We start from the raw sequence: 23,001 nt of genomic DNA, 5'->3' as shown, positions 1-23,001 counted from the left end.
TACGTTGTACCTCAACACCCAGCCGCGCTCGGCGTCCTCGACCAGCAACCGCTTGGGCCCCGCCAGCGCGACCACTTTGCAGCCGCTGTGCACACGAATCCCGCTGAAGGCCTGCAACTGCTCGCGCATGTCCCGGGCCTGTTTCGGCACCTGAGCATTCGGGCCGTCGCGCCAGATCTGCCCACCCGGCAACGGGTTGTCATCGAGAACGGCGATGCTCAAACCACGCGGCGCCGCAGCCGAGGCCGCAGACAATGCCGCCGCCATACCGGCCGGACCTGCGCCGATGATCAGCAGATCGGCATGCTCAGTTGTTCCCATGGTCATGGCCGCGTCTCCACCTGCATGCCATCGCGGCAAATCGTCTGGCAGGCCAGCCGGCGCAGGCCGTCGATGCTCACCCGGCATTCCTGACAGATGCCCATCCCACACAGCGGCGCGCGCCGCTGGCCGCTGACCGAGGTGCGGCTGCAGCGATCCCCGCTCGACATCAGCGCGGCGGCCACCGTAGTGCCCTGAGCGAAGCGAAAAGGCTGACCATCGATGCTCAATTCAGGCATGGGCGCGGGCTCCGATAAAGCGTTGCGGCAGATACGGTTCAAGGTCGAGGGGCGGTGGAGTGCGCAGCATTTGGGCGGCGAGCAAGCGGGCAGTGCCCGGCGCGGTTGTCACGCCAAGGCCTTCATGCCCGACCGCCAGCCACAGACCGGGTTGATGCGGATGCTCGCCGATCAGCGGCTGACCGTCAGGGCTGGCGGAACGAAACCCGGTCCAGCTGCGAATCCCGTTCAGCTCGCCAAGGCCTGGGAGAAAATCCATCGCCCGGCGCAGCATCCGCCCGAGCATGGCGGCGTCGACCTCCGGGTCGTGATTGTCGAACTGCCGCGATGACCCGACAAACAGCTGGCCCGTCGGGCGCTGCTGCACATTGAACGCCACCGAAGGGCCGTTGCCTTTGTGGGCGCTGGTGACGTAGCCCAGTTCAACCAGCGTGTGGGTGATCTGCGCGGGGTAACGGTCGGTGATCAGCAGGTGGCCTTTCTTCGCTTGCAGGGGCAGGTCGGGGCACAGCTCGCGTGCATAAATACCGCTGGCCAGCACAACAGCCGGTGCCTGCAGGTATTCGCCGCTTGCCAGCCGGACTCGGTTGCCCTCAACGTGGGTGACTTCGGCCTGACGCTGGACAACCCGCGCCGCCTGACGCTGCAGCAGCCAGCGCGCGGCGTTGGGCGCGTACAGAATGCCGTCGCCGCTGACCTTTAACGCACCCATCAGGCCCCGGCGCAGGGACGGCTCGGCGCGTGCCAGCTCGGCATCGGACAACAACTCGCACGCCAGGCCGTAGTCGCTCAGCGCGGTGTGTTTGCGCTCGGCTTCGGCCATTTCTTCCTCGTTGCAGGCCAGCCACAGCGTGCCGTTGGTGCGCATCGCGCAGTCATCCGGCATGTGCGGCGCCAGTTCGCGCCAGGCCCTGACGGAGTATTCACCCAGCGCCAGTTCGGCCGCGCTGTGGTCCAGCACCACAAGATGGCCCATGCCGGCAGCGGTTGCGGCGGGGCGCCTGGAATCGAGCACCAGCACGTGCAGACCTTGGGATGCCAATTCATCCGCGCAGGCAGCCCCGACGATGCCGCCGCCCACCACGATCACATCAGCGGCGTTGCCTTGCAGCGTGGCCCCGTCGGTCACGAGCGAATGCCCCAGGCGAAGGGGTCTTCGTCGTCCAGCAGCAAGGTGGCCTCGGCGCTGATGTACGCGCGGCCACGAATGCTCGGCACGATGCGATCGCCTTCCTGTCGTTCGCCGTGCTCCCAGACGAAGCTGCCTTCGAACTGACTGCCGATGACGCTGGCCTGCCGCCAGAGGGTGCCAGGCTCAAGCTTACCGTCCGCAGCCAGGCAGGCCAGCTTGGCGCTGGTGCCGGTGCCGCACGGGGAGCGGTCGTAGGCTTTGCCGGGGCAGAGCACGAAGTTGCGGCTGTCGGCGAGGTCGTCGTCGGCGAACAGCTCGATGTGATCGATGACGCCGCCGTCTTCGCCGCGAATGCCCTGGCTTTCCAGCGCCTGACGGACCTTCCAGGTGTAATCGGTGAGCGCGTCGAGGTTGTCGGCAGCCACATTGAGGCCATGCGTAGAGATGAGGAAAAACCAGTTGCCGCCCCAGGCAATATCACCGGTCACGCTGCCCAGTCCAGGCACGTCGATCACGAACTGCTTGCGGTAGCGGTAGGAGGGGACGTTGTCGACACTGACGGAGCGGTCCTCGTGCAGCGTGGCCTGCACCGTGCCGACCGGGGTTTCGATGCGGTGCACGCCTGGGCCGATTTTGCCCAGATGCGCCAGCGACACCACCAGCCCGATGGTGCCGTGGCCGCACATGCCGAGGTAGCCGGTGTTGTTGAAAAAGATCACCCCGGCGCACGCCTCAGGGTCGACCGGCTCGCACAACAGCGCGCCCACCAATACATCGCTGCCACGCGGTTCGAGCACGGTAGCTGCGCGCCAGTCGTCGAACTCGTCCCCCAACCGCCGACGCCGCTCCGCCATGCTGCCCGGCCCAAGGTCGGGAAACCCGTCAAGCACCAGCCGCGTAGGCTCGCCGCCGGTGTGCGAGTCGAGGATCTGGATGCGTTTCATGTATTCACCTCAAACGGTAGGTAATGGTTTGCTCTCAACCGAAACAGCGCATAACCCTGTGTGACCGGCTTCAGCCGGGAAAGCGTCGTCGTCACGCTGCAAAATCTGTGGTGTTAACGCTGGCCTCTTCCCGGCTAAAGCCGGTCCTACTAAAAGCAAGCGGCGCGTACACCCGAAAGCCGGTCCTACTAAAAGCCCTGCGTCCACCCAGTGGAGCTGGCTACCACGATCCCTTGTGGGACCGGCTTCAGCCGGGAGAGCGTCAGTCGTCACGCTGCAAAATCTGTGGTGTTAACGCTGGCCTCTTCCCGGCTAAAGCCGGTCCTACTAAAAGCCCTGCGTCCACCCAATGGGGCTGGCTACCACGATCCTTGTGGGACCGGCTTCAGCCGGGAAAGCGTCCGTCGTCACGCTGCAGGATGTGTGGTGTTAACGCTGGCCTCTTCCCGGCTAAAGCCGGTCCTACTAAAAGCCCTGCGTCCACCCAGTGGAGCTGGCTACCACGATCCCTTGTGGGACCGGCTTCAGCCGGGAGAGCGTCCGTCGTCACGCTGCAAAATCTGTGGTGTTAACGCTGGCCTCTTCCCGGCTAAAGCCGGTCCTACTAAAAGCCCTGCGTCCACCCAGTGGGGCTGGCTACCACGATCCTTGTGGGACCGGCTTCAGCCGGGAAGGCGTCCGTCGTCACGCTGCAAAATCTGTGGTGTTAACGCTGTCCTCTTCCCGGCTAAAGCCGGTCCCACTAAAAGCCCTGCGTTCACCCAGTGGGGCTGGCTACCGCGATCCTTTTGGGACCGGCTTCAGCCGGGAAAGCGTCCGTCGTCACGCTGCAAAATCTGCGGTGTTAACGCTGGCCTCTTCCCGGCTAAAGCCGGTCCTACTAAAAGCCCTGCGTCCACCCAGTGGAGCTGGCTACCACGATCCCTTGTGGGACCGGCTTCAGCCGGGAAAGCGTCGGTGGTCACGCTGCAGGATCTGTAGTGTTAACGCTGGCCTCTTACCGGCTAAAGCCGGTCCCACTAAAAGCAAGCGGCGCGTACACCCGGAAGCCGGTCCCACTAAAAGCAAGCGGCGCGTACACCCGAAAGCCGGTCCCACTAAAAGCCCTGCGTCCACCCGGTGGGGCTGGCTACCACGATCCCTTGTGGGACCGGCTTCAGCCGGGAAAGCGTCGGTGGTCACACCGCAGAAGTTGGGCGTTCATAGTGGACCCAGCGTGACGCCAATCCGGTCCTGGGTCTTGACCGATTTCGCCTGCGTCGATGACGAAATCGGCACAGCCCGTCGCGGATCAGATTTCGCTGAGCACCGCGTGGGGCAGGTGGGCGTAGAGCGCTCGGCAGACGCCGATGATGTGGTGTTCGATCAGCTCGGCGGCTTTGTCCACGTCACGATCGGCACAGGCGTTGAGGATCTCGCGGTGTTCCAGATCGGCGCGCTCCTTGCCTTCGTCGAAGCTCATTTGCACGCGCAGGTAGCGTTCGACCTTGTCGTGGATCGAGCGAATCATGTTCAGCAGGAACGGCCGCTGCGCCGCCTCATACAAGCACGTATGAAACGCCCAGTTCAGCTCGGCCCAGCGCCCGATGTCGTCGTCGCGCATGAACTCGTCACAGATCGCCCGCGCCCGATCCAGCTGCGCGGCGGTCATCCTCGGCACGGCCAGGCGAATGGCCTGGACTTCCAGCAGCACCCGCACTTCAAAAATCTGCGCCAGTTCCGGCTCGGAAATCCGCGTGACCACGGCGCCCTTGTTGCGCTGGAACTGCACCAGCCCCTCGGCTTCCAGACGCTTGAGCGCTTCACGGACCGGGATCTTGCTGACGTTGAACGCGCGGGCGATGTCGTCCTGGCGAATCGGCTCGTCCTCGGCGAACTGGCCGGAGATGATCGACTCGCGCAGATACCTGGAAATGACCTCGGACGCAGAGGGCGCGACGCCGAGGTTGGGGGCGTCAGAAAGAAGGAAAGGCACGCGAATGACTCGAAAGGGGCGAATGGCGGATATTGTATACGACGTCCGATTTGTTACGCGCTGTGTCTTTTCAGCCGGCCGATAACAGGATCAATGGTTGGCGGTGTACGCCAGCATCATCGACAGCTGACACATCGGCCGGCCGCTTTCCGCATGCCACTGGTTGAACGCCGCCTGCACCGCGGCCTGATCGCGCTGGCTGCTGGGCACGCGGTCAACGATCTTCTGTGCATTGAGCGCGGCGACCACGTCATGGCTGGGAATAAACGTGTCCTTGCCGACCATGCGCAGAAACCGCGGTGATGACAGCCCGCCCATTTGATTGCCGTGTTTGAACAGGTAGCGCCACAACCCGACTATGTCAGTCACCGGCCATTCAGCGATGAAGTTGCCGAAGCTGCCGTGTTCGTGAGCGATGTCCAGGATCAACTGTGCGTTGCGCGGCACGCTCTTGAGCTTGCCCAGATGACGGATGATCCGCGCATCCTGCATCAGGCGCTCCAGATGATCGCCGCCCATCAGCGTGACTTTCTCCGGATCAAAACCGAAGAAGGCTTGTTCGAAGGCCGGCCATTTGGCGTCCACCAGGCTGTGCTTGAGGCCGGCACGAAACACCCGCAGCGCCATGGTCGACAGGTAACGGTCGTCGCTGAGGGCCTTGAGCTTTTTAGGCGAAGAGGGGGACGGCAGATGCGCCTCGAGGGCGGCGGCGGAACCAAAACGATTGAGACAGTATTCATTGAGCCATTTGTAGTCTTGCATGCCCTCTCCAAAACAAAATTCATGAGCGCGATCGCTGAAGTAGCGCATTTCCCTGTATTGATGCAGAGCCCCGAAATGGGGCCCTGTGTTTGACCGGGTTTGAGCGAGGGGTTCCAGCCAGATCGAGCGCGATCAACGCCTTGGGCTGTCTAGCCCTGCGCCGGGTCGAGCAACCGAGCGGTTTTCGCCAGACGCTGCCCCAGCGCGCGGCACAAGGCGGTTTCGTGCTCGTCCAGCGCACGCTTGCCATCGGCGCCGGCGTGATGACTGGCGCCATACGGCGTGCCGCCGCCACGTGTGTCGATCAACGCCGCTTCGCTGTACGGCAAACCGCTGATGAGCATGCCGTGGTGCAGCAAGGGCAGCAGCATCGACAGCAACGTGGTTTCCTGGCCGCCGTGCAGGCTGGCGGTGGAGGTGAACACGCTGGCCGGTTTGCCCACCAGCGCGCCGGTCAGCCACAGGTTGCTGGTGCCGTCGAGAAAGTACTTCAACGGCGCGGCCATGTTGCCAAAGCGGGTCGGGCTGCCCAGCGCCAGGCCGGCGCAGTTTTTCAGGTCGTCGAGGGAGGCGTACAGCGCGCCGGCGTCCGGAATGCTCGGCGCCACGGCTTCGCAGTCAGTGGACACCGCCGGCACGGTGCGCAGTCGCGCTTCCATGCCGGTCATCTCGACGCCACGGGCGATCTGCCGGGCCATCTCGGCTGTCGCGCCGTTGCGGCTGTAAAACAGAACCAGAATATACGGCGCACTCATGGCAGGATCTCCAGGATGTTTTCCGGCGGACGGCCGATCACGGCCTTGTCGCCAGCAACCAGGATGGGGCGTTCGATCAACGCGGGGTGCGCCGCCATGGCGGCAATCAGTTGCTCGTCGCTCAGGCCGGTGTCGGCCAGATTCAGGGTGGTGTAGGCGTCTTCCCCGGTGCGCAGCAGCCCGCGCGCGCCGATGTTCAGCTGGCGCAGCACCTCGCGCAGTTGCGCGGCGTCGGGCGGGGTTTCGAGATAACGGATGATGGTCGGCGTCAGGCCGCGGGCTTCAAGCAATGCCAGCGCGCCACGGGATTTGGTGCAACGCGGGTTGTGATAAAGCGTGAGATCGGTCATTTGCGGGTCGCATCTTGCCTGAGGTGGCGGCTATTCTACCGTCGTCACGGCAATGACCGGTATCAGGCGTGAGCGATGCGCGGTCGGCGTCGCGCAGATCCGGCAGAAAACAGCATCTAGAAGGAAACGGCATCATGGCAAGGCGATTGGCAGCGGCGGCAGCCCTCATCGGGAGTCTGCTGCTCAGCGGGTGCGGCGTGGACCTGGGCACTGATCAGAACGGCGAGAAAGTGGCCAGCAACCGCGTCGACAAACACTGGCTGGTGGTCAACTACTGGGCCGAATGGTGCGGCCCGTGCCGGACCGAAATTCCCGAGCTGAACAGGCTGTCCGAGCAGGTCAAAGGGCAGAACGTCAGCGTGTTCGGCGTCAATTTCGACAACCTCCAGGGCGAAGACCTCAAGAGCGCCAGCAAAGCGCTCGGCATCACCTTCACCGTGCTGGCGCAAGACCCCGCCGACCATTACGACCTGCCGAAAAGCGAGGCCCTGCCGGTGACGTACATCATCGACGACAAGGGCAAAGTGCGCGAGCAGCTGATGGGTGAACAGACTGCGGCCGGCGTGATGCAAAAGCTGGCGGAGTTGAAAGGGAAGGGCTGAGGCAGATCAAGTCACTTGGTTGCACAATGGGGTTGATCGCTGATCAACGCTCATCGGCCAGAAGCGCCCAGCGCTCGTGATCGCACCAGACCCCGGCGATCTGAAGGTATTTCGGAGAAAACCCCTCTTTCCGAAATCCGAGGCGTTGCACAAGCGCTATTGAACGCATGTTTTCAGGTTGAATATTGGCCTCAATACGGTGAAGACCCAGCTCTTCAAAGGCATACCGCGTCGTCAGTTCTACGGCTTGGGACATTCTTCCCGTTCCGGCAAACGAGACCATGCCCCAGTAGCTGAGATAGGCGTTCTGAAATCCTTTGTAGACAATCTGGCTCAGGTTGGTCACTCCAACAATCTGGCCAGATGCTCTATCGCGAGCCAGTAGCCCAACGCTTGCGCCTGTGATTTGGGCCGCATACCACTCCTCAAACCCCGCAGCGGTTGTAAACGGCTGTACCCAGCGACCGTGGTACTCCCGGCTTTCACGATTCGCGTGTAGAAGCTCATCGAGATCTGCGCGCGTCACCCGGGCGAGCTTAAGGTTTGACATGTCCATCTTATCTTCTCGTTTCTCTCACCGGTGGCAGCGGCCTTGATGACTTCATCTATTGTAGGCATCAATCCAGCCGAGCCAGCGCCTTTGTAACCTGTCCACACCACCTTTGCCCTCGCGCAGCTTTAAAGCGCTGCCGAAGGCTGCGAAAGCATGCAATGGCGCCCTCCGCTTGGCCCGTCAGACGCAACGCCACAGGCCCGCGGGCTCACTGTCGATTGATTGCCAAGACCAAAGCGCGCCGACAAATTGTCCCTATATCCTGTGAGTGCCAAGGCTTGGGGATGAAAAGTGGAGCATACCCAGACTCAAGGATTTGTTGCCCTCGCCCCCCGGAGGACAAGATCACAGGTATGCGGGGCCAATGGGCTTGCACCCGATTTGCCAGGCCGATACCGCTCAGCCCACCCGGCATATGGATGTCGGACAATATGAGATCTGCCCCTCCTGATGTCTCGCACAACCAGTCCCAAGCATCGTCGCCTGTTTCTGCTGTCACTACCTCAAAGCCTTCCGTCTCTAAAATTTCATGGATCAAACTTCGGATGAGCCAGTCGTCTTCCACCACTAAAACGGTTGATAACACTGTCATATGCCCATGCTGGTTTGTCATGCGGTTGGACTGGGTCACCGTCTGTGGGTTCCCACTTCCATACTGCCTCGACTCAGGTTCCTGAAGGGCGCTTTCAATGCAGCGAGCGCTGCTGCGCGGGCAGTCGGGGCAGAAGGTCAGCGTGCTGATTGTGGCGCTCGGCACGCTTCCTGGTTTTGTGCTGCTTCGCCTCTGAAGACGGGGTGCTGCTATGTCGAACCCGGAGGGCAGGCGCTGGCAGGCACTTGGTGCGACGCAAGGTCGTGATGCCTGTCGGCTAATCGTCAATATTTTTAAATGTATCAAGCACATAGTCAGAACTCATTCAGCGTCCGCGGGCTCTAGCCGTAGGCTTTCACTCTCACAACAACCAGAAAACAGAGAGAGTCCAAGATGTATTTACCCCGCTCCCCAATCGCTGCCAGCCTGATTGGCGCAAGCCTGATGGTCACGTCGGCAGCGTACGCAGACACCCTGACCCGTGACAACGGCGCGGCCGTCGGTGATAACCAGAACTCCCAGACCGCCGGCCCGAACGGTCCGGTCCTTTTGCAAGACGTGCAATTGCTGCAGAAACTCCAGCGCTTCGACCGTGAACGCATTCCGGAGCGTGTCGTGCATGCGCGCGGTACGGGTGTGCATGGCGAATTTGTCGCGTCCGACGACGCCTCGGATCTGAGCAAAGCCAGGGTCTTCCGCAAAGGCGAGCACACCCCGGTCTTCGTGCGGTTCTCCGCCGTTGTCCACGGCAACCACTCCCCTGAAACCCTGCGTGACCCGCGTGGTTTTGCCACCAAGTTCTACACGGCCGACGGCAATTGGGACCTGGTCGGCAATAACTTCCCGACGTTCTTCATCCGCGACGCGATCAAGTTCCCGGACATGGTCCACGCCTTCAAGCCTGACCCGCGCACCAACCTGGATGACGACTCGCGGCGTTTCGACTTCTTCTCCCACGTCCCGGAAGCCACGCGCACGTTGACCTTGCTGTACTCCAACGAAGGCACACCCGCCAGCTATCGCACCATGGACGGCAACGGCGTGCACGCCTACAAACTGGTGAATGCCAAGGGCGAAGTCCACTATGTGAAGTTTCACTGGAAGAGCCTGCAAGGCCTGAAAAACCTCGATCCCAAGCAAGTCGCTGAAGTGCAGTCCAAGGACTACAGCCACCTGACCAACGATCTGGTTGCCGCCATCAACAAGGGCGACTTTCCGAAGTGGGACCTGTACGTCCAGGTGGTCAAGCCTGAAGACCTGGCGAAGTTTGAATTCGACCCGCTGGACGCCACCAAAATCTGGCCAGCCATTCCCGAGCGCAAAATCGGCCAGATGGTCCTGAACAAGAACGTGGATAACTTCTTCCAGGAAACCGAGCAGGTCGCCATGGCGCCAGCCAACGTCGTGCCGGGTATCGAGCCTTCCGAAGACCGTCTGCTGCAAGGCCGGGTCTTTTCCTACGCTGACACGCAGCTCTATCGTGTGGGCGCCAACGTGTTGAGCCTCCCCATCAACGCGCCACGGGTCAAGGTCAACAACGGCAACCAGGACGGCGCGCTCAATACCGGGCACACCACGACCGGCGTGAACTACGAGCCGAGCCGACTCAATCCGCGTCCAGCGGATGAACAGGCGCGCTACAGCCAACTGCCTCTGTCCGGCAGCACGCAACAGGCCAAGATCCAGAAAGAGCAAAACTTCAAGCAGGCGGGCGATTTGTATCGCTCCTACAGCAAGAAGGACCGCGAGGACCTGATCCAGAGCTTCGGTGAATCGCTGGCGACCACCGACACCGAAAGCAAGAACATCATGCTGTCGTTCCTCTACAAGGCTGATCCGGAATACGGCACGGGCGTCGCCAAGGTTGCCAACGGCGATCTGGCCAAGGTCAAGCAATTGGCCGCCGCACTGAAAGACTGATCGACCGCCTCGGCCCGCTTGCAGGCGGGTCGGGGCTTGCGGAGGACATCACATGCGCACAACTCTTTACGCCTTGCTGCTCTGTATAACGGCGGGGGTGGCACACGCCAGCCCGTCAGACACCCAAGCCGGCCCCGCCGCCGACACTCAGGCGCAACTTCGGGAGCTGTTTTTCCAGGCCGCCCGAGACGGCCGCCAAGACATGCTCAACGAGTTCATCACGGCCAGGTTCGATCTGAACGTACAGGACGAAAAAGGCTACACCGCCCTGATTCTCGCCGCGTACCACGGCCAGCAACCTACCGTCACGCTGCTACTCAACGCTGGCGCCGATCCCTGCACCAAGGATTTGAGAGGCAACACGGCCTTGATGGGGGCGATCTTCAAAGGCGAACTGAGCATTGCCCGGCAACTGGTCGACGCTGACTGCGCGCCCGATGAACGCAATAACGCGGGTCAGACGGCGGCGATGTACGCGGCGCTGTTCCATCGCAAGGATGTTCTCGATGCATTGGCCGCCAAAGGCGCGGATCTCGATGCAACCGACGCCATGGGCAACCGGGTGCAGAACCTGGAGCGCGGTGAATTCCAGCCGTTGCCTGCAATCCGTTAAACGTGGGAGCCCGCCTCGGTTTTTCCAAGAACACAGGAAGCCGGATCAGGCATTCAGCGCCTGCGCTGTGTTCAGGTCGGTGATGAGAATGTCCAGGTAACCGCCCTTGAGCGCGCCGCGGATTGCCTGCACTTTGCTTGCGCCGCCAGCCAGGCCGAGCACACGCGGGATCGCAAGAAGTTTGGGCAGGGCCACGGACACGACGAACTCTTCATCTTCATCCAGCACCGCGTTGCCGTCGGCGTCGAAGTAACGCAGGCAGATGTCGCCCACGGCACCGCGTTCGGCCAACAGGCGAAGCATGTCTTCGGTGTAATAGTTGCCACTGTTGCGCAGCAGTTGTGAGGGTTCCAGTTCGCCGATGCCGACGATCGCCAACGTGATGCTGTCGAAGCGGTTTAATACTTCCTTGACCTCTTCCATCTCGATGATTCGCTGCTTGCTTTGCACCGATTGCTCGATGCTTTGCGAGGGCAGGAGGAACGCCGGGCAATTGAGCAGGTTGGCCAGGCGCTGGGTCAGTAACGTCGCCTCGAACGCGCCCTTGTTGCCGACGCCTCCGAGCAGCTGCACGACTTCCTGCGCGCCCTGTTTGCCCGGCTGGGCATGCAGATGGCCAACCGCGGCGCGGATGGTGCTGCTCCACGAGGAGATGCCGATGATGTCTTGCGGCGAGAGGCTGGTTTCCAGGTAGTGTGCAGCAGCCGTGCCGATAGCTTGTTTGATGCTTTCGTCGTCGCCGGGCTGGGTGGCTTCGACCACAATCACGCGGCGCACGCCGTAGCGGCGTTGCAGCTGGCTTTCCAGTTCCAGGTGCATGCCTTGCAGGCGCATGACGCTGATTTTGACCACGCCTTCCTGTAACGCCCGGCGCAGTGCACGGCTGATGAAGGATTGCGACAAGTCGAGCTGTTTGGAAATGTCGGACTGTTTGAGTCCTTCTTCGTAATACAGGCTGGCGATCTTGGTGATCAGGCGCCGTTCTTCCATTTGGCTCATGAAGGCCTCAGTCAATGCATCAATAGCCGGTGAGGATACCAAACCGGCACCGCGCGTTACGACATGATCAGGCCGCCGTCGATATTGATCGCCTGGCCGGTGAGGTAGGCCGCGTCATCCGAGGCCAGAAACGCCACCAGGCCGGCGACATCCGACGGCTTGCCGGCGCGACGCAAAGGGATATTTTTTACCCATTCGGCCATCAGTTCGCCTTTGCCATAACGCTTTTCGTCGGTGCTGAGGATCTCGCCCCACACCCGGTCGTTGTAGTCCCACATTTCGCTTTCGATGATCCCGGGGCAGAACGCGTTGACGGTGATGTTGTGCCTGGCCAGTTCGAGCGACAGGCTTTGGGTGATGCCGATCACGCCCATTTTGCTGGCAGCGTAGTGCGGGGTGTAAATGAAGCCCTGGCGGCCTTGGCCCGATGACGTGTTGATCAAACGGCCGCTGCCTTGTCTGACCATGTACTTGGCGGCTTCACGGCAACCGAGCCAGACGCCGGTGGTGTTGACCTGCAAGACTTTGTCGAAGTCAGCGCGGGGCATCTTGTCGTAGTGGTCGATGGTGATGATGCCAGCGTTCTGCACCGAGACATCGATACTGCCAAAGCGCTCATGGGCCTCGCGGTAAAGCTGCTCGATGTCGCCTTCGCTCGTGACGTCAATCGCCAGGGGCAGGACGTTGACCGAATACTCGTTGGCCAGTTGTTCGGCGGTGAAGGTCACACGCTCCAGGTCGTTGGACGCCATCACCAGGTTGGCGCCCTCCTGTGCGAAGCGCTCGGCAATGCCCGCGCCGATGCCACGGCAAGCGCCGGTAATGACCACGGTTTTACCGCTAAAACGGTTTGAAGAAACAGTCGACATGATTGGGGCTCCAGTCAAAAACGCGCTACCAGCAAACGAAACCGCCATCGACCAGCAGGTCGACGCCGGTGCAGAACGACGATGCGCGGCTGGCCAGAAAAATCGCCGGGCCGACCATTTCTTCGACGCTGGCCATGCGGCCCATCGGCGTGGTCTGTTCGAAAATCTTCACCTGATCCGCCACTTCGGGGCGTGAGTTCATCGGCGTCGCGGTGTAGCCAGGGCTGATGCAATTCACGCGCAGACCCTTGTCGGCCCATTCCATGGCCAGGCTTTTGCTCAAGTGAATCACCCCGGCCTTGGACGTGTTGTAGTGGGCCTGTAACAAACCCCGATTGACGATGCTGCCGGACATGGACGCGATGTTGACGATGGCGCCTTTGCCGCGTGGCAGCATGACGGCGGCCTGGGCCTGACAGCTGAGGAAGATACCCGTCAGGTTGATGTCCAGCGTGGTTTGCCAGCGTTGCAGCTCCAGGTCCTCGGCCGCCTGAGCGTTGGCGATGCCAGCGCAGTTCACCGCGACACTCAGTTCACCCAGCTCACGCTCGGTACGGGCGACAGCGGCATCCAGCGCGGCGCGCTCGGTGACCGTGCCAGCCAGCGCCAGTGCCTTGCGGCCCACTGTTTGAATCCGTTCAACCGTGGTGTGGATGCCGGGACTGTTCGGCAGGTCGAAACAGGCCACATCGGCGCCGGCTTCTGCCAGACCTACCGCGATGGCCTGGCCAATGCCGCTGCCTGCACCGGTGACAAAGGCCACTTGGCCTTCAAGACTGAAGAGTTGCATGGGGTACTCCGTGTCAGTTGTTGTGTGTTGTCACACGAAATGTTGTCGCTAAACCAGGGTGCTCACGCAGACAGAGCGTTCATGCCGTGGCCATCTCCATCACCGAAACCGGCGTCGCTTCGTCACGCTGCAGAATGCCCATCTGCCGGCCGCGGCTCATGACCATCACCCGGTGAGACAGCCCCAGCACCTCGTCGAGGTCCGAGCTGACGACAATGACCGCCATGCCGTTGGCGGCCAGGTCTGCGATGACTTCATAGATCGCTGCTCGGGCGCCGACGTCGATGCCTCGGGTGGGCTCATCGAGGATGAACACCTTCGGGTTGCGGGCCAGCCACTTGGCAATGATCACCTTCTGCTGGTTACCCCCTGACAGGCTGGAGATCCGTTGCTGCGGCGCGCCTTTGACGCCCAGGCGGGTGGCCGCTGTCTGTGCGAATTCCCGCAGGCGTCCGGGGAATACCCAGCCATGCTTGTCCAGCAGATCGGTGTTGCCATACATGATGTTGTCTTCTATCCGGTGCTCGACCACGACGCCTTGTTGCTTGCGGTCTTCCGGCACCAGTACCACACCGGCCTGGATCGCTTCGCAAGGCGAGCGCAGGTGCCGAACTTCCCCGTCCAGCAGCATGTGGCCCTTGATATCCCGGGCGGCGCCGGCCAGTACGCGGACCAGCTCGGTCCGTCCGGCACCGACGACGCCGGCGATCCCGAACACCTCGCCGGCACGCACGCTGAAGTCGATGTCGTGCAGGGCAAATTCACGACAGCTCAACCCTTTGACCTGCAACATCACCTGTTCCTTGGGAGGTTGCAGCGCGGGGAATATCCGCTCAAGGCTACGCCCGACCATTTGCTCCACCAACTCACGCACCGGCACTTGTGCAGTGTCGTGCAGGGCGATCTGCCGACCATCGCGCAGCACCAGAATGCGGTCAGCAATGCGCGCGATTTCTTCCAGGCGATGGCTGATGTAAATGAATGACACGCCTTCGGCCTTGAGTCGCTCGACCTGCTGGAACAGCAGTTCGGTTTCCTCACCACCCAGTGCGGCCGTAGGCTCGTCGAGAATCAGAAGCCGCGCGTTGAGGGTCAGCGCCTTGGCGATCTCCACCAGTTGCTGGGCGGCCACGCTCAACCCTCCGACCTTGCGTGACGCGGGCACCTTCAGCCCCAAACGTTCGAGCTGTTTTTGCGCCTGGGCTTCGATGTAGTCACGGTCGACTCTTCCGCGGCGCATGGGCAGGCGGCCGACGAAGATGTTTTCCGCAATCGACAGCTGCGACAGCAGGCGGATTTCCTGATGGATCAGCCCGATGCCGACGTCCAGCGCAGCACCGGGCGAGGAGGGCGCATACGTCTGCCCCAGCCATGACATGCTGCCACCCGCCTCAGGCGGGATCAGGCCGGCGATAAGCGACGACAACGTGGACTTGCCGGCGCCGTTCTCGCCCAGAAGGGCCAGCACTTCGCCGGGTCGCACGTCGACGTTGATCTGCGACAGCACCTGAACCGGGCCATAGGCTTTGCCGATATTGTGCAGACACAGCACGGCGTCCGACGGTGTCTCGCGGTTATCCAGAGCAGCGTGCATAGCGGCCTCCGGGCTTACGGGTGTTGTTGCAGGAAAGGCGCGACGTTGTCTTTGGTGGTCAACACCGTTTCGAGCAACTGCTCTTTGGGCACGGCTTTGCCGGCCTTCATGTCAATCGCTGAGGCGACGGCCAAGCGGCCCATTTTCTGCGTCTGCTGGGTCATGGTTGCGTTCAGCACGCCGCTTTGCACGGCCTTGAGGCCGGCGACGTCACCATCGAACCCGACCACCACCACCTTGTGATCGAGGTTGCCGACTTTGACTGCCTGGGCCGCGCCCAACGCCATGGCATCGGCACGGCCGAAAAATACGCTGATGTCCGGGTCACGCTGGAGCATGTCCTGCGCCACGGCGAACCCTTTGTCCTGCGCCCATTCGGCCGGTTGTTCGGCCACCACCTTGAGGCCCGGAAAGGCGCTCAAGCCTTGCTGGAACCCTTTGGCACGGTCGTTTTCCGGGGTCGTGCCCAGCTGGCCCTGAAGGATTGCCACGCGACCTTTGCCGTCAGTGATCTTGCCGACGTATTCGGCCAGCGCTTTGGCCCCGGCTACGCTGTCGCTGGCGATAAACGTGTCGCCTGGGGCGTCCGGTGCGTTGCGGTCAACGGCAATCACCGGAATCCCGGCTGCTTTGGCGGCCTTCACGGGGACGCCGGCGGCGGTGGCACCGGCAGGGATGTAGATGAGCACATCGATTTGCCGGGTGATCAAATCTTCAATCTGGCTGACTTGAGTGGAAGAGTTTCCCTGAGCATCCACGGTGATCACTTTGATGCCCTTGGCCTTGCCTTCAGCTTCAACCGACTGTTTGATCTGGTTGAAGAAGTCGGCCTGCAGGTTGGCCACGGCCAGGCCGATGGTCAGATCCTTGGCCCAGGTGGTGCCGGCCGTGGTGAGGGTCGCGGCGGCGAGTGCGGTGGCCAGTAGCAATTTCTTGGTGCTGAACATGGGGTGACTCCTGATTTTATTGTTGGAGGGTGTCAACGTTCGATCAAGCGCGAAGCAAGGTTAACGGGCAGTGCTGGAGCGGCGACGCAGGGTGTCGATGGTCACGGCGAGGGCGATGACCACGCCGATCACCACTTGCTGAATGAAGGGCGAGACGCCGAGCAGGTTCAGCCCGTTGCGCAGCACCCCGATGATGAGTACGCCCACGAGGGTGCCGCCGATGCTGCCGACGCCGCCACTCAGGCTGGCGCCCCCGATCACGACGGCGGCGATGGCGTCCAGTTCGAGGCTGAGCCCCGCACTGGGTTGCGAGGAGTCGAGGCGGGCGGCCAGGGTCACCGCGGCAATCCCGGCCAGTGCGCCGCTGATGGCATACACCCAAAGCGTCACCGCACGGACTTTGATGCCGGACAGGCGCGCCACTTCAGGGCTGCCGCCGATGGCGTAGAGATTGCGTCCGCTTGCACGAAAACGCAGGAACACCCAGGCCACGGCCAGCATGACCAGGAAAAACCCGACGGTGGCCGACAGAAAGCCGAAGTGGCGGACCGTGGCCAGGCTTGTGAACCAGTCCGGGAAACCGACGATCTGCCGGCCTTCAGTGAGGATATTCGCCAGGCCCCGTGCGACCGACATCATGGTCAGGGTGGCAATGAACGGCGGAAGTTTGGCGTAAGTGATCAGGGCGCCCGACACCAGGCCTGCGAGCATGCCGGTGGCGATCGAGATTGCAATGGCCCAGCCCAGCGGCACCGCGTGATCCTGATACAGCCACCCCAGCATCATCATCGAGAACGCCAAGACCGAACCGACCGACAGATCAATGCCGCCGATGACGATCACCGCGGTCATGCCAATGGCGAGAATACCCAGCACCGTGACTTGATCAATGATGTTAAGGCCATTGCGCAGGGAGAAAAAATATTCGGAGCTGAAAGAGAACACCAACACCAGCAAGACAAGTCCGATCAGCGGACCGCCGATATTGCTCGGCAGTATTTTCACGATGCGTGGGCGGCGAGTCGGGCTTAGATCCGCCGGGCGATGGACAGAGGCTTTGACGTCCACGTTCTTCTCCTGAGTTATTTTTGTTGGAGTGCTGCAGGCGTCTTGAATAAATATGCATGCCTGACTGTTAATTCAGATTCTAGCGCTGCCGGGTCAAAGTCAAGCGCTTTAATTTTCTCCTTCCTTCTCGGATCGCTGTGTGTGCCTGCTGGAAAGTGGCGAGACAAAGCCTTCCGCCGCTGTTTTAGGCCGTTTGTCCGGCTGCATTTTTTCGGCCAGGGCGAGTTTTTCCGCTGCCAAGGCGCTTGACCCACACCCGGAATGGCGTCTAAATAGAAATATATTGTCAGTGCTGAATAAATATTCAAACAGCCTGGACATTTCGCCACGCGTGGTCAGCCTCAAAGGAGCCGCTGCATGAATGCCTTCCAGTACGACGCCGTTCAGATCAAAGAACAGGCCCGCCTCATCCGCCGCCACGTCATCCGCTTGAACGCTGATTCGCCTGCCGGTGGCCACACGGGGGCCGACCTGTCGCAAACCGACATCCTCGCCACGTTGTACTTCCGCATCCTTGATACCGGCCCCGAGCGCGTCGAGGACCCTGACCGCGATATCTATATTCAGAGCAAAGGGCACGGGGTTGGCGGTTTGTATTGCTGCCTCGCCCAGGCCGGGTACATCCCGACTGACTGGCTGGCGACGTATCAGCATTTCAATTCCCACCTGCCGGGCCACCCGGTGCGGCAGAAAACCCCCGGCATCGAGCTCAACACAGGCGCCCTCGGCCACGGTTTGCCTGTTGCAGTCGGCATCGCGCTGGCAGCGAAGATGTCGGGCCACAAGAAGCGCATTTACGTGCTGACGGGGGACGGTGAATTGGCCGAAGGCTCCAACTGGGAAGCAGCCATGGCCGCCGCCAAGTACGGCCTGGACAACCTGTTCGTGATCGTCGACAAGAACAAGCTGCAACTGGCCGGTTTGACCGCTGACATCATGCCGCTCGACCCGCTGGACGTTAAATGGTCCGCCTTCGGTTTCGGCGTGAGCGAATGCGACGGTAATGATGTCGGTCAGTTGATCGCAGCCCTGGAAACCATGCAAACCAAGGCGGGCCGCCCTCAGGTGCTGATCGCCCACACCGTCAAAGGCAAGGGCGTGTCATTTATCGAAGCCCGTCCCGAATGGCACCATCGCGTGCCCAAGGGTGACGAAGTCACCGCGGCATTGGAGGAGTTGAGTCATGGCGAGTGAACATTTGGCAAGCGTCATGGTTGACGCCTTTATTGCGGCTGTCGACGCAGGGCTGGACGTGGTGCCGGTGGTGAGCGACTCCACGTCCACTGCCAAGATTGGCCCTTTCATGGCGAAATTCCCCGAGCGACTCATCAACGTCGGCATCGCCGAACAGTCATTGGTCAGTGTCGCTGCAGGGCTGGCATTGGGTGGCAAGATCGCGGCGACGTGCAACGCTGCGCCGTTTTTGATTTCCCGCGCCAATGAGCAGATCAAAGTCGACGTCTGCTACAACCAGGCCAACGTGAAAATGTTCGGGCTTAATGCCGGCACCAGCTACGGCCCGCTGGCCAGCACTCACCACAGCCTGGACGACATCTCGGTGATGCGCGGTTTTGGCAACGTGCAGATATTTGCCCCGGCCGATGCCATTGAATGCCGGCAGATTGTCGATTACGCCTTGCGCTATCAGGGGCCGGTGTACATCCGCCTGGATGGCAAAGCCTTGCCTGATGTGCACGGCGCCGAATACCGCTTTGCGCCTGGCCAAGTCGATATTTTGCGTCAGGGCGCTGATGTCAGCATTGTTGCGCTTGGGTCGGTGGTGCATGAAGCAGTGGACGCCGCCGAGCTGCTCGCCCGGCAGGGCATTCACGCGCAAGTCATCAACCTGTCTTCCATCAGGCCCTTGCAGCGTGACGTGCTGCTCGATGCGCTGCGCAAGGCGCGCGGCGTGATCACCGTCGAAGAACACAACATCAATGGGGGCGTTGGCAGTCTGGTGGCCGAAGTGATTGCTGAGGCCGGGCTGGGAATCGTCTTGATCCGGTTGGGCATCGGTGATGGTGAATACGCGGCTGCGGGTGGTCGTGAACCTACCCGCGCCTTGCATCACATCGACGCGGCCGGGATTGTGGCCGCTGCCACGCGTTTGCGGTGAACCCCTATGAATGAAGCGAAGCCACTGATTCTGGCGATTGATGAAGGCACCAGCAACGCCAAGGCGGTGCTGGTCAATGAACTGGGGCAAGTGATCGCCCGGGCCTCGCGGCCTTTGACCATCAGCCATCCCCAGCCGGGGTTTTCAGAGCAGGATCCGCAGTCGATCTGGCTCAATACGTTGGCTGCGATTGACGAATGCCTGGCCCAGGTCAATCGGCCGGTGACGGCGGTGGCGATCAGCAACCAGCGTGAATCCGTGGTGGCCTGGGACCGGCACACCGGTGAGCCGTTGTCGCCGTGTATCAGCTGGCAATGTCGGCGCTCCACATCCCTGTGCGCGCAGCTGCATGAACAAGGGCACGAGGCGACCATTCTGGCGAAAACAGGGCTAGCGCTGGATCCGATGTTTTCGGGGGGAAAATTCCGCTGGATTCTCGACCACCTGGAAGATGGGCATGCGCGCGCTGCGGCGGGTGACATCTGCCTGGGCACGGTCGACAGCTGGTTGTTGTGGAAGCTCAGCGGCCACCAGGTGTTCGCGACGGATTACTCTAATGCGGCCCGCACTCAACTCTTCAACCTGCACACCTGCGCCTGGGATACAGAGCTGTTGGCACTGTTCGGCATCCCGGCGGCCAGTCTGGCGCCGATTCAACCCAGCGCGGGATTCTTCGCCGAGACAGCCCGTTTCGATCGACTGGCTGCGGGGATACCCGTCATGTCGGTTATCGGCGACTCCCATGCCGCGCTTTACGGGCAGGGCGGTTTTGCGCCGGGGCTGGTCAAGGCTACGCTCGGCACGGGCTCCTCATTGATGACGCCGATGGGCGGGCCCATTGCATCTACCCATGGCCTGTCGACCACCCTGGCCTGGCACGACGGTTCGACGCCGACCTACGCCATGGAAGGCAACATCGTCCATACGGGAGCCGCCGTGCAGTGGGCGTCGCGGCTGATGGCCGGAGAATCTCTCGATGCGATGGCCGAACAGGCCGCGCAGCTGCAGAACAACGGCGGCGTCTACTTCGTCCCTGCACTGTCCGGGCTGGGCGCACCGCATTGGAAAGCGGACGCCCGTGGCTTGATCTGCGGCTTGACCGAAGCGACTTCCGGCGCCCACATATTACGTGCTTCGCTGGAGTCCATCGGCTATCAGATTCGCGATGTGTTCGAAGCGATGCAGCAGGACATTGGCAGCCCGCTGAAAGAACTCTGGGTCGACGGCGGCGCTACGCGCAATCGCTGGCTGATGCACTTTCTGGCCGATCTCTTACAACGCCCAGTGGTGCGCAGCCTGTCGCCGGAAGTCTCCGCCCTCGGCGCGGCACACTTGGCGGGCAGGGCGTTGGGCATCTGGAACAGTGATGAGGCATTGGCGGGTCTTGAGCGTCAGCGGGAGCGCTTTGAACCGGTGACGAGTGCGGCCGCGGAGGCGTGTTATGGCGAGTGGAAATACGCGTTGAAGCGTACGCTTTGCTGAGAATAGCGAGCTTTGGCTGAGGTGAGGACCACCTCCATTTTTCCGGCCTGAAACCCCACTGTCAGAAGAATCGGCGCAGAGGGGCGCAGCGATGAGGCAGGCATCAGCGAAGTTCGAACAGCATATCCAGAAAGGCGCGCACCGCAGGATTGCTGCGGCGGCTCTCGGGCCAGATGGCGGTGATGTTGTGCCTCTGCACTGCGAACCCGGAGAGTATCGGGATCAGCTCTTTACGCTTCACCCTCGGAGCTGCCATGAAGCTTGCGGCTATGCCTATCCCCGCGCCAGCAGCCATGGCTGCCAGAACAGCCTCGCTTGCATCCACGACGACAGGCGATGACGGCAGCATTTCGATCTCCTTATCGGCGATCCGAAAAGGCCAGCGCAAGGTTTGACCGGTGTTCTGATAACGCAGGTTGACCGTTTCATGCTGCGCCAGCTCATCAGGATGCTCAGGCGTTCCACGCCTCGCCAGGTAGTCAGGAGAGGCGTAGCAACCGAGCGTGTACGGCAAGAGCCGACGCGACAAAAGCGACGAGTCTGAAAGCTCACCGATCCTTACCGCCAGATCAATGCCTTCCTCGACCAAGTCGACGATCTGATCGCTCAAGCGCAGATCGATCAAGACCTTCGGGTAGCGCTGACGAAACTCGGCGATGGCGGGCGCGATGATGTGCAGCCCGATGGGCAGTGACGCCGCAATCCGTAACGTGCCAGCAGGCTCGGAGCGAGCCGACTTGGCCACCTGCTCGATCTCTTCTGCCTGACGCAACAGCTGCAACACCCGCTCATGGATATCGCGTCCTTCTACGGTGAGGGTTAGCGAGCGTGTGGTACGGGTGAACAGCGACACCCCGAAATGACGCTCCAGGCGCTGGATACTCTTACTGATCGCCGAAGGCGAAATCGACAGCGAGCGGGCCGCAGCCCGGTAGCTCCCCAGAGAGCCAGCGCGGGCGAATGCGATCAAGCCGCTTAGTCGTTCAAATCCGATTGGTTCCTTCATGGCACCATTGAAACGAATTCAGGCCTTATTATCAACGTGCGTGCCAACGGTTACCTTAAGTCATCCCCCGTTGATGACGAGGTCATGATGAACCACATGATGAAAGCCGTGCGCCTGCACGCATTCGGCGGCCCTGATGTACTGCGTTACGAGGACGCGCCCAAACCCGTCGCACAACCTGGTGAAGTGCTTGTGCGCGTCCATGCGGCAAGCCTTAACCCGCCGGACCTTTTTCTGCGAGACGGCTATCGCGCCTTGCCCCCTGAGTGGCGGCCAGACGCACGCTTTCCGCTAACGTTAGGCACGGATGTATCGGGAGAGGTGGTCGCGTTGGGCGACGGAGCTTCCAGATTCAGCGTCGGTGACGACGTCTATGCGATGGTGCGTTTTCCGAAGGATCTGATGACCGGCAGCGGCGCTTACGCAGAATACATAAGCATTGATGAGACGGAGTTGGCGTTAAAGCCCGAGGGGATAGACCACGTCCAGGCCGCAGGTGCGCCTATGTCCTTGCTCACGGTCTGGCAGTTTCTGATTGACTTGGGCCACGAAGAGCCGAATCCCTTTCAGTCATTTCGGCATCAGCCAGTCCCGCTGCGAGGCAAGACCGTGCTGGTAAACGGTGCGGGAGGTGGAGTGGGGCATCTGGCGGTGCAGGTTGCCAAATGGAAAGGCGCGCGCGTCATCGCGGTCGCCTCCGGTAAGCATGAGGGGATGCTTCGCGAGCTGGGCGCTGACCAATTTATCGATCACACACTGACGGCCGCTGAAGACGTCGCAAAGCACGTGGATCTGGTCATTGACGCCGTCGGCGGCGCGAATATGGAACGCTTTCTGAGCGTCATAACGCGGGGCGGTGCTCTTTTCCTGGTCAACCCGATGAGCTTCTCCGGGCATAAAGAAGCAGCCGATCTGGGCATCATCGTTTCCTCAACGCAGGTGCGCTCCAACGGTACCCAACTGGCAGAGGCTGGCCGCTTGTTGGAGGACGGAACTGTCCGCGTGGTCATTGACAGTACCTTCACGCTGGCCCAGGCATCAGAGGCGCACCAGCGGGCTTCACGGGGAAGTATTCAAGGCAAGATCGTGCTTATCGCCTGAGTTTTCAATGCTTCCGATTTCAGAGCTTTGATCTGAAATCGGGATAGCTAGCGAAAAGGACGGCAAATATGTGAACGGGATTTTATGGGGCAATAGCAGTGAAGCCTCCTTTAACACCCTCTGAAGATCGTCAGTCCTGCGCAAGCCGCTGTGCAAGGCTGTCGATGAAAGCGTGCTCGGCGCGGCTCATTTTCTGGTCGCGATTCCACAATAAATGGATATCGACATCGGCAATGCCGCCACTGGGCGGCAGGCGCCAGAGCAGGCCATT

Annotated in this window: 24 protein-coding genes and 1 pseudogene; 7 read left to right on the top strand and 18 right to left on the bottom strand. The window is 61.4% G+C overall.

Annotated features, from left to right (window positions below; translation table 11 throughout):
* From VF672_RS15560 to arsC, 8 genes are all read right to left on the bottom strand, one after another.
* Nucleotides 1-321: FAD-dependent oxidoreductase (locus VF672_RS15560; protein WP_331105462.1), on the bottom strand; the 321-nt coding region annotated here is incomplete at its 3' end.
* Between the two features lie 2 nt (nucleotides 322-323).
* Nucleotides 324-560 (bottom strand): (2Fe-2S)-binding protein, encoded by a 237-nt coding sequence (locus VF672_RS15555; RefSeq protein WP_331105460.1) that lies wholly within the window; start codon nucleotides 558-560, stop codon nucleotides 324-326.
* A complete protein-coding gene (locus tag VF672_RS15550) occupies nucleotides 553-1,689 on the bottom strand; it encodes an FAD-binding oxidoreductase (protein ID WP_331105459.1) in 1,137 nt (378 codons plus the stop codon). The genes VF672_RS15555 and VF672_RS15550 overlap by 8 nt, the downstream gene beginning before the upstream one ends.
* Entirely contained in the window at nucleotides 1,686-2,636 is a 951-nt protein-coding gene (locus VF672_RS15545; RefSeq protein ID WP_331105458.1) for a 4-hydroxyproline epimerase, read from the bottom strand. The genes VF672_RS15550 and VF672_RS15545 overlap by 4 nt, the downstream gene beginning before the upstream one ends.
* 1,291 nt (nucleotides 2,637-3,927) lie before the next feature.
* Entirely contained in the window at nucleotides 3,928-4,611 is a 684-nt protein-coding gene (locus VF672_RS15540) for a GntR family transcriptional regulator (protein ID WP_331105457.1), read from the bottom strand.
* A 90-nt stretch (nucleotides 4,612-4,701) separates the two neighbouring features.
* Nucleotides 4,702-5,373 carry a DNA-3-methyladenine glycosylase I gene (locus tag VF672_RS15535; protein ID WP_331105456.1) on the bottom strand — a complete coding sequence of 224 codons (672 nt, stop codon included), beginning with the start codon at nucleotides 5,371-5,373 and terminating at the stop codon, nucleotides 4,702-4,704.
* A 149-nt stretch (nucleotides 5,374-5,522) separates the two neighbouring features.
* Nucleotides 5,523-6,128, bottom strand: coding sequence for an NAD(P)H:quinone oxidoreductase (gene wrbA, locus VF672_RS15530; RefSeq protein WP_331105455.1), 606 nt, complete (start codon nucleotides 6,126-6,128; stop codon nucleotides 5,523-5,525).
* Nucleotides 6,125-6,478 carry an arsenate reductase (glutaredoxin) gene (gene arsC / locus VF672_RS15525; protein WP_331105454.1) on the bottom strand — a complete coding sequence of 118 codons (354 nt, stop codon included), beginning with the start codon at nucleotides 6,476-6,478 and terminating at the stop codon, nucleotides 6,125-6,127. Before arsC ends, wrbA begins: the two co-directional genes overlap by 4 nt.
* Nucleotides 6,479-6,612: 134 nt before the next feature.
* On the opposite strand from arsC, the gene VF672_RS15520 reads away from it, so the two are divergent.
* The gene (locus VF672_RS15520) at nucleotides 6,613-7,080 is read left to right on the top strand and encodes a TlpA disulfide reductase family protein (RefSeq protein ID WP_331105453.1); all 468 of its coding nucleotides are present in this window, start codon (nucleotides 6,613-6,615) and stop codon (nucleotides 7,078-7,080) included.
* Nucleotides 7,081-7,123: 43 nt separating this feature from the next.
* Here VF672_RS15520 and VF672_RS15515 read toward each other — a convergent pair whose 3' ends face one another.
* Both VF672_RS15515 and VF672_RS24660 read right to left on the bottom strand, forming a co-directional pair.
* Nucleotides 7,124-7,636 carry a GNAT family protein gene (locus VF672_RS15515; protein ID WP_331105452.1) on the bottom strand — a complete coding sequence of 171 codons (513 nt, stop codon included), beginning with the start codon at nucleotides 7,634-7,636 and terminating at the stop codon, nucleotides 7,124-7,126.
* A gap of 205 nt (nucleotides 7,637-7,841) precedes the next feature.
* Complete coding sequence (locus tag VF672_RS24660; protein ID WP_414705618.1) at nucleotides 7,842-8,225, bottom strand: response regulator; 384 nt, start codon at nucleotides 8,223-8,225, stop codon at nucleotides 7,842-7,844.
* A 393-nt stretch (nucleotides 8,226-8,618) separates the two neighbouring features.
* On the opposite strand from VF672_RS24660, the gene katB reads away from it, so the two are divergent.
* Together katB and VF672_RS15505 are read left to right on the top strand one after the other, a co-directional pair.
* Nucleotides 8,619-10,145, top strand: coding sequence for a catalase KatB (gene katB, locus VF672_RS15510; protein WP_414705617.1), 1,527 nt, complete (start codon nucleotides 8,619-8,621; stop codon nucleotides 10,143-10,145).
* 52 nt (nucleotides 10,146-10,197) lie between these two features.
* Nucleotides 10,198-10,758, top strand: coding sequence for an ankyrin repeat domain-containing protein (locus VF672_RS15505; protein WP_331105451.1), 561 nt, complete (start codon nucleotides 10,198-10,200; stop codon nucleotides 10,756-10,758).
* Between the two features lie 45 nt (nucleotides 10,759-10,803).
* Here the strand turns inward: VF672_RS15505 and VF672_RS15500 are convergent, their stop codons facing one another.
* The 6 genes from VF672_RS15500 to VF672_RS15475 form a co-directional block, all read right to left on the bottom strand.
* The gene (locus tag VF672_RS15500; protein ID WP_331105450.1) at nucleotides 10,804-11,757 is read right to left on the bottom strand and encodes a sugar-binding transcriptional regulator; all 954 of its coding nucleotides are present in this window, start codon (nucleotides 11,755-11,757) and stop codon (nucleotides 10,804-10,806) included.
* A gap of 56 nt (nucleotides 11,758-11,813) precedes the next feature.
* A complete protein-coding gene (locus VF672_RS15495) occupies nucleotides 11,814-12,626 on the bottom strand; it encodes an SDR family oxidoreductase (RefSeq protein WP_331105449.1) in 813 nt (270 codons plus the stop codon).
* Between the two features lie 25 nt (nucleotides 12,627-12,651).
* Entirely contained in the window at nucleotides 12,652-13,416 is a 765-nt protein-coding gene (locus VF672_RS15490; protein ID WP_331105448.1) for an SDR family oxidoreductase, read from the bottom strand.
* Nucleotides 13,417-13,495: 79 nt separating this feature from the next.
* The gene (locus VF672_RS15485; protein ID WP_331105447.1) at nucleotides 13,496-15,010 is read right to left on the bottom strand and encodes a sugar ABC transporter ATP-binding protein; all 1,515 of its coding nucleotides are present in this window, start codon (nucleotides 15,008-15,010) and stop codon (nucleotides 13,496-13,498) included.
* A 14-nt stretch (nucleotides 15,011-15,024) separates the two neighbouring features.
* Nucleotides 15,025-15,957, bottom strand: a complete 933-nt coding sequence (locus VF672_RS15480) for a sugar ABC transporter substrate-binding protein (protein ID WP_331105446.1) — start codon at nucleotides 15,955-15,957, stop codon at nucleotides 15,025-15,027.
* Between the two features lie 60 nt (nucleotides 15,958-16,017).
* A complete protein-coding gene (locus VF672_RS15475) occupies nucleotides 16,018-17,025 on the bottom strand; it encodes an ABC transporter permease (protein ID WP_331105445.1) in 1,008 nt (335 codons plus the stop codon).
* Between the two features lie 357 nt (nucleotides 17,026-17,382).
* On the opposite strand from VF672_RS15475, the gene VF672_RS15470 reads away from it, so the two are divergent.
* From VF672_RS15470 to VF672_RS15460, 3 genes are read left to right on the top strand one after another with little or no spacing between them, the layout of a single operon-like run.
* Nucleotides 17,383-18,219: a transketolase gene (locus VF672_RS15470; protein ID WP_331105444.1), complete on the top strand. Its 837-nt coding sequence runs from the start codon at nucleotides 17,383-17,385 to the stop codon at nucleotides 18,217-18,219.
* On the top strand, nucleotides 18,209-19,141 hold the full coding sequence (locus VF672_RS15465; protein WP_331105443.1) for a transketolase family protein: 933 nt from the start codon (nucleotides 18,209-18,211) through the stop codon (nucleotides 19,139-19,141). The genes VF672_RS15470 and VF672_RS15465 overlap by 11 nt, the downstream gene beginning before the upstream one ends.
* Before the next feature lie 6 nt (nucleotides 19,142-19,147).
* The gene (locus VF672_RS15460) at nucleotides 19,148-20,623 is read left to right on the top strand and encodes an FGGY-family carbohydrate kinase (protein ID WP_331105442.1); all 1,476 of its coding nucleotides are present in this window, start codon (nucleotides 19,148-19,150) and stop codon (nucleotides 20,621-20,623) included.
* 103 nt (nucleotides 20,624-20,726) lie between these two features.
* Here the strand turns inward: VF672_RS15460 and VF672_RS15455 are convergent, their stop codons facing one another.
* Nucleotides 20,727-21,593, bottom strand: coding sequence for a LysR family transcriptional regulator (locus VF672_RS15455; RefSeq protein ID WP_331105441.1), 867 nt, complete (start codon nucleotides 21,591-21,593; stop codon nucleotides 20,727-20,729).
* Between the two features lie 120 nt (nucleotides 21,594-21,713).
* Here VF672_RS15455 and VF672_RS15450 point away from each other — a divergent pair, with 120 nt between their 5' ends.
* The gene (locus VF672_RS15450; RefSeq protein WP_331105440.1) at nucleotides 21,714-22,730 is read left to right on the top strand and encodes an NADP-dependent oxidoreductase; all 1,017 of its coding nucleotides are present in this window, start codon (nucleotides 21,714-21,716) and stop codon (nucleotides 22,728-22,730) included.
* 130 nt (nucleotides 22,731-22,860) lie between these two features.
* Here VF672_RS15450 and VF672_RS15445 read toward each other — a convergent pair.
* Nucleotides 22,861-23,001: pseudogene (locus VF672_RS15445) on the bottom strand (LysR family transcriptional regulator); the annotation flags it as partial.

This window comes from Pseudomonas sp., assembly GCF_036387035.1.
Taxonomy (GTDB): domain Bacteria; phylum Pseudomonadota; class Gammaproteobacteria; order Pseudomonadales; family Pseudomonadaceae; genus Aquipseudomonas.
The sequence above is the reverse complement of the archived record's forward strand: the minus strand, read 5'-3'. Positions and strand labels throughout refer to the sequence as shown.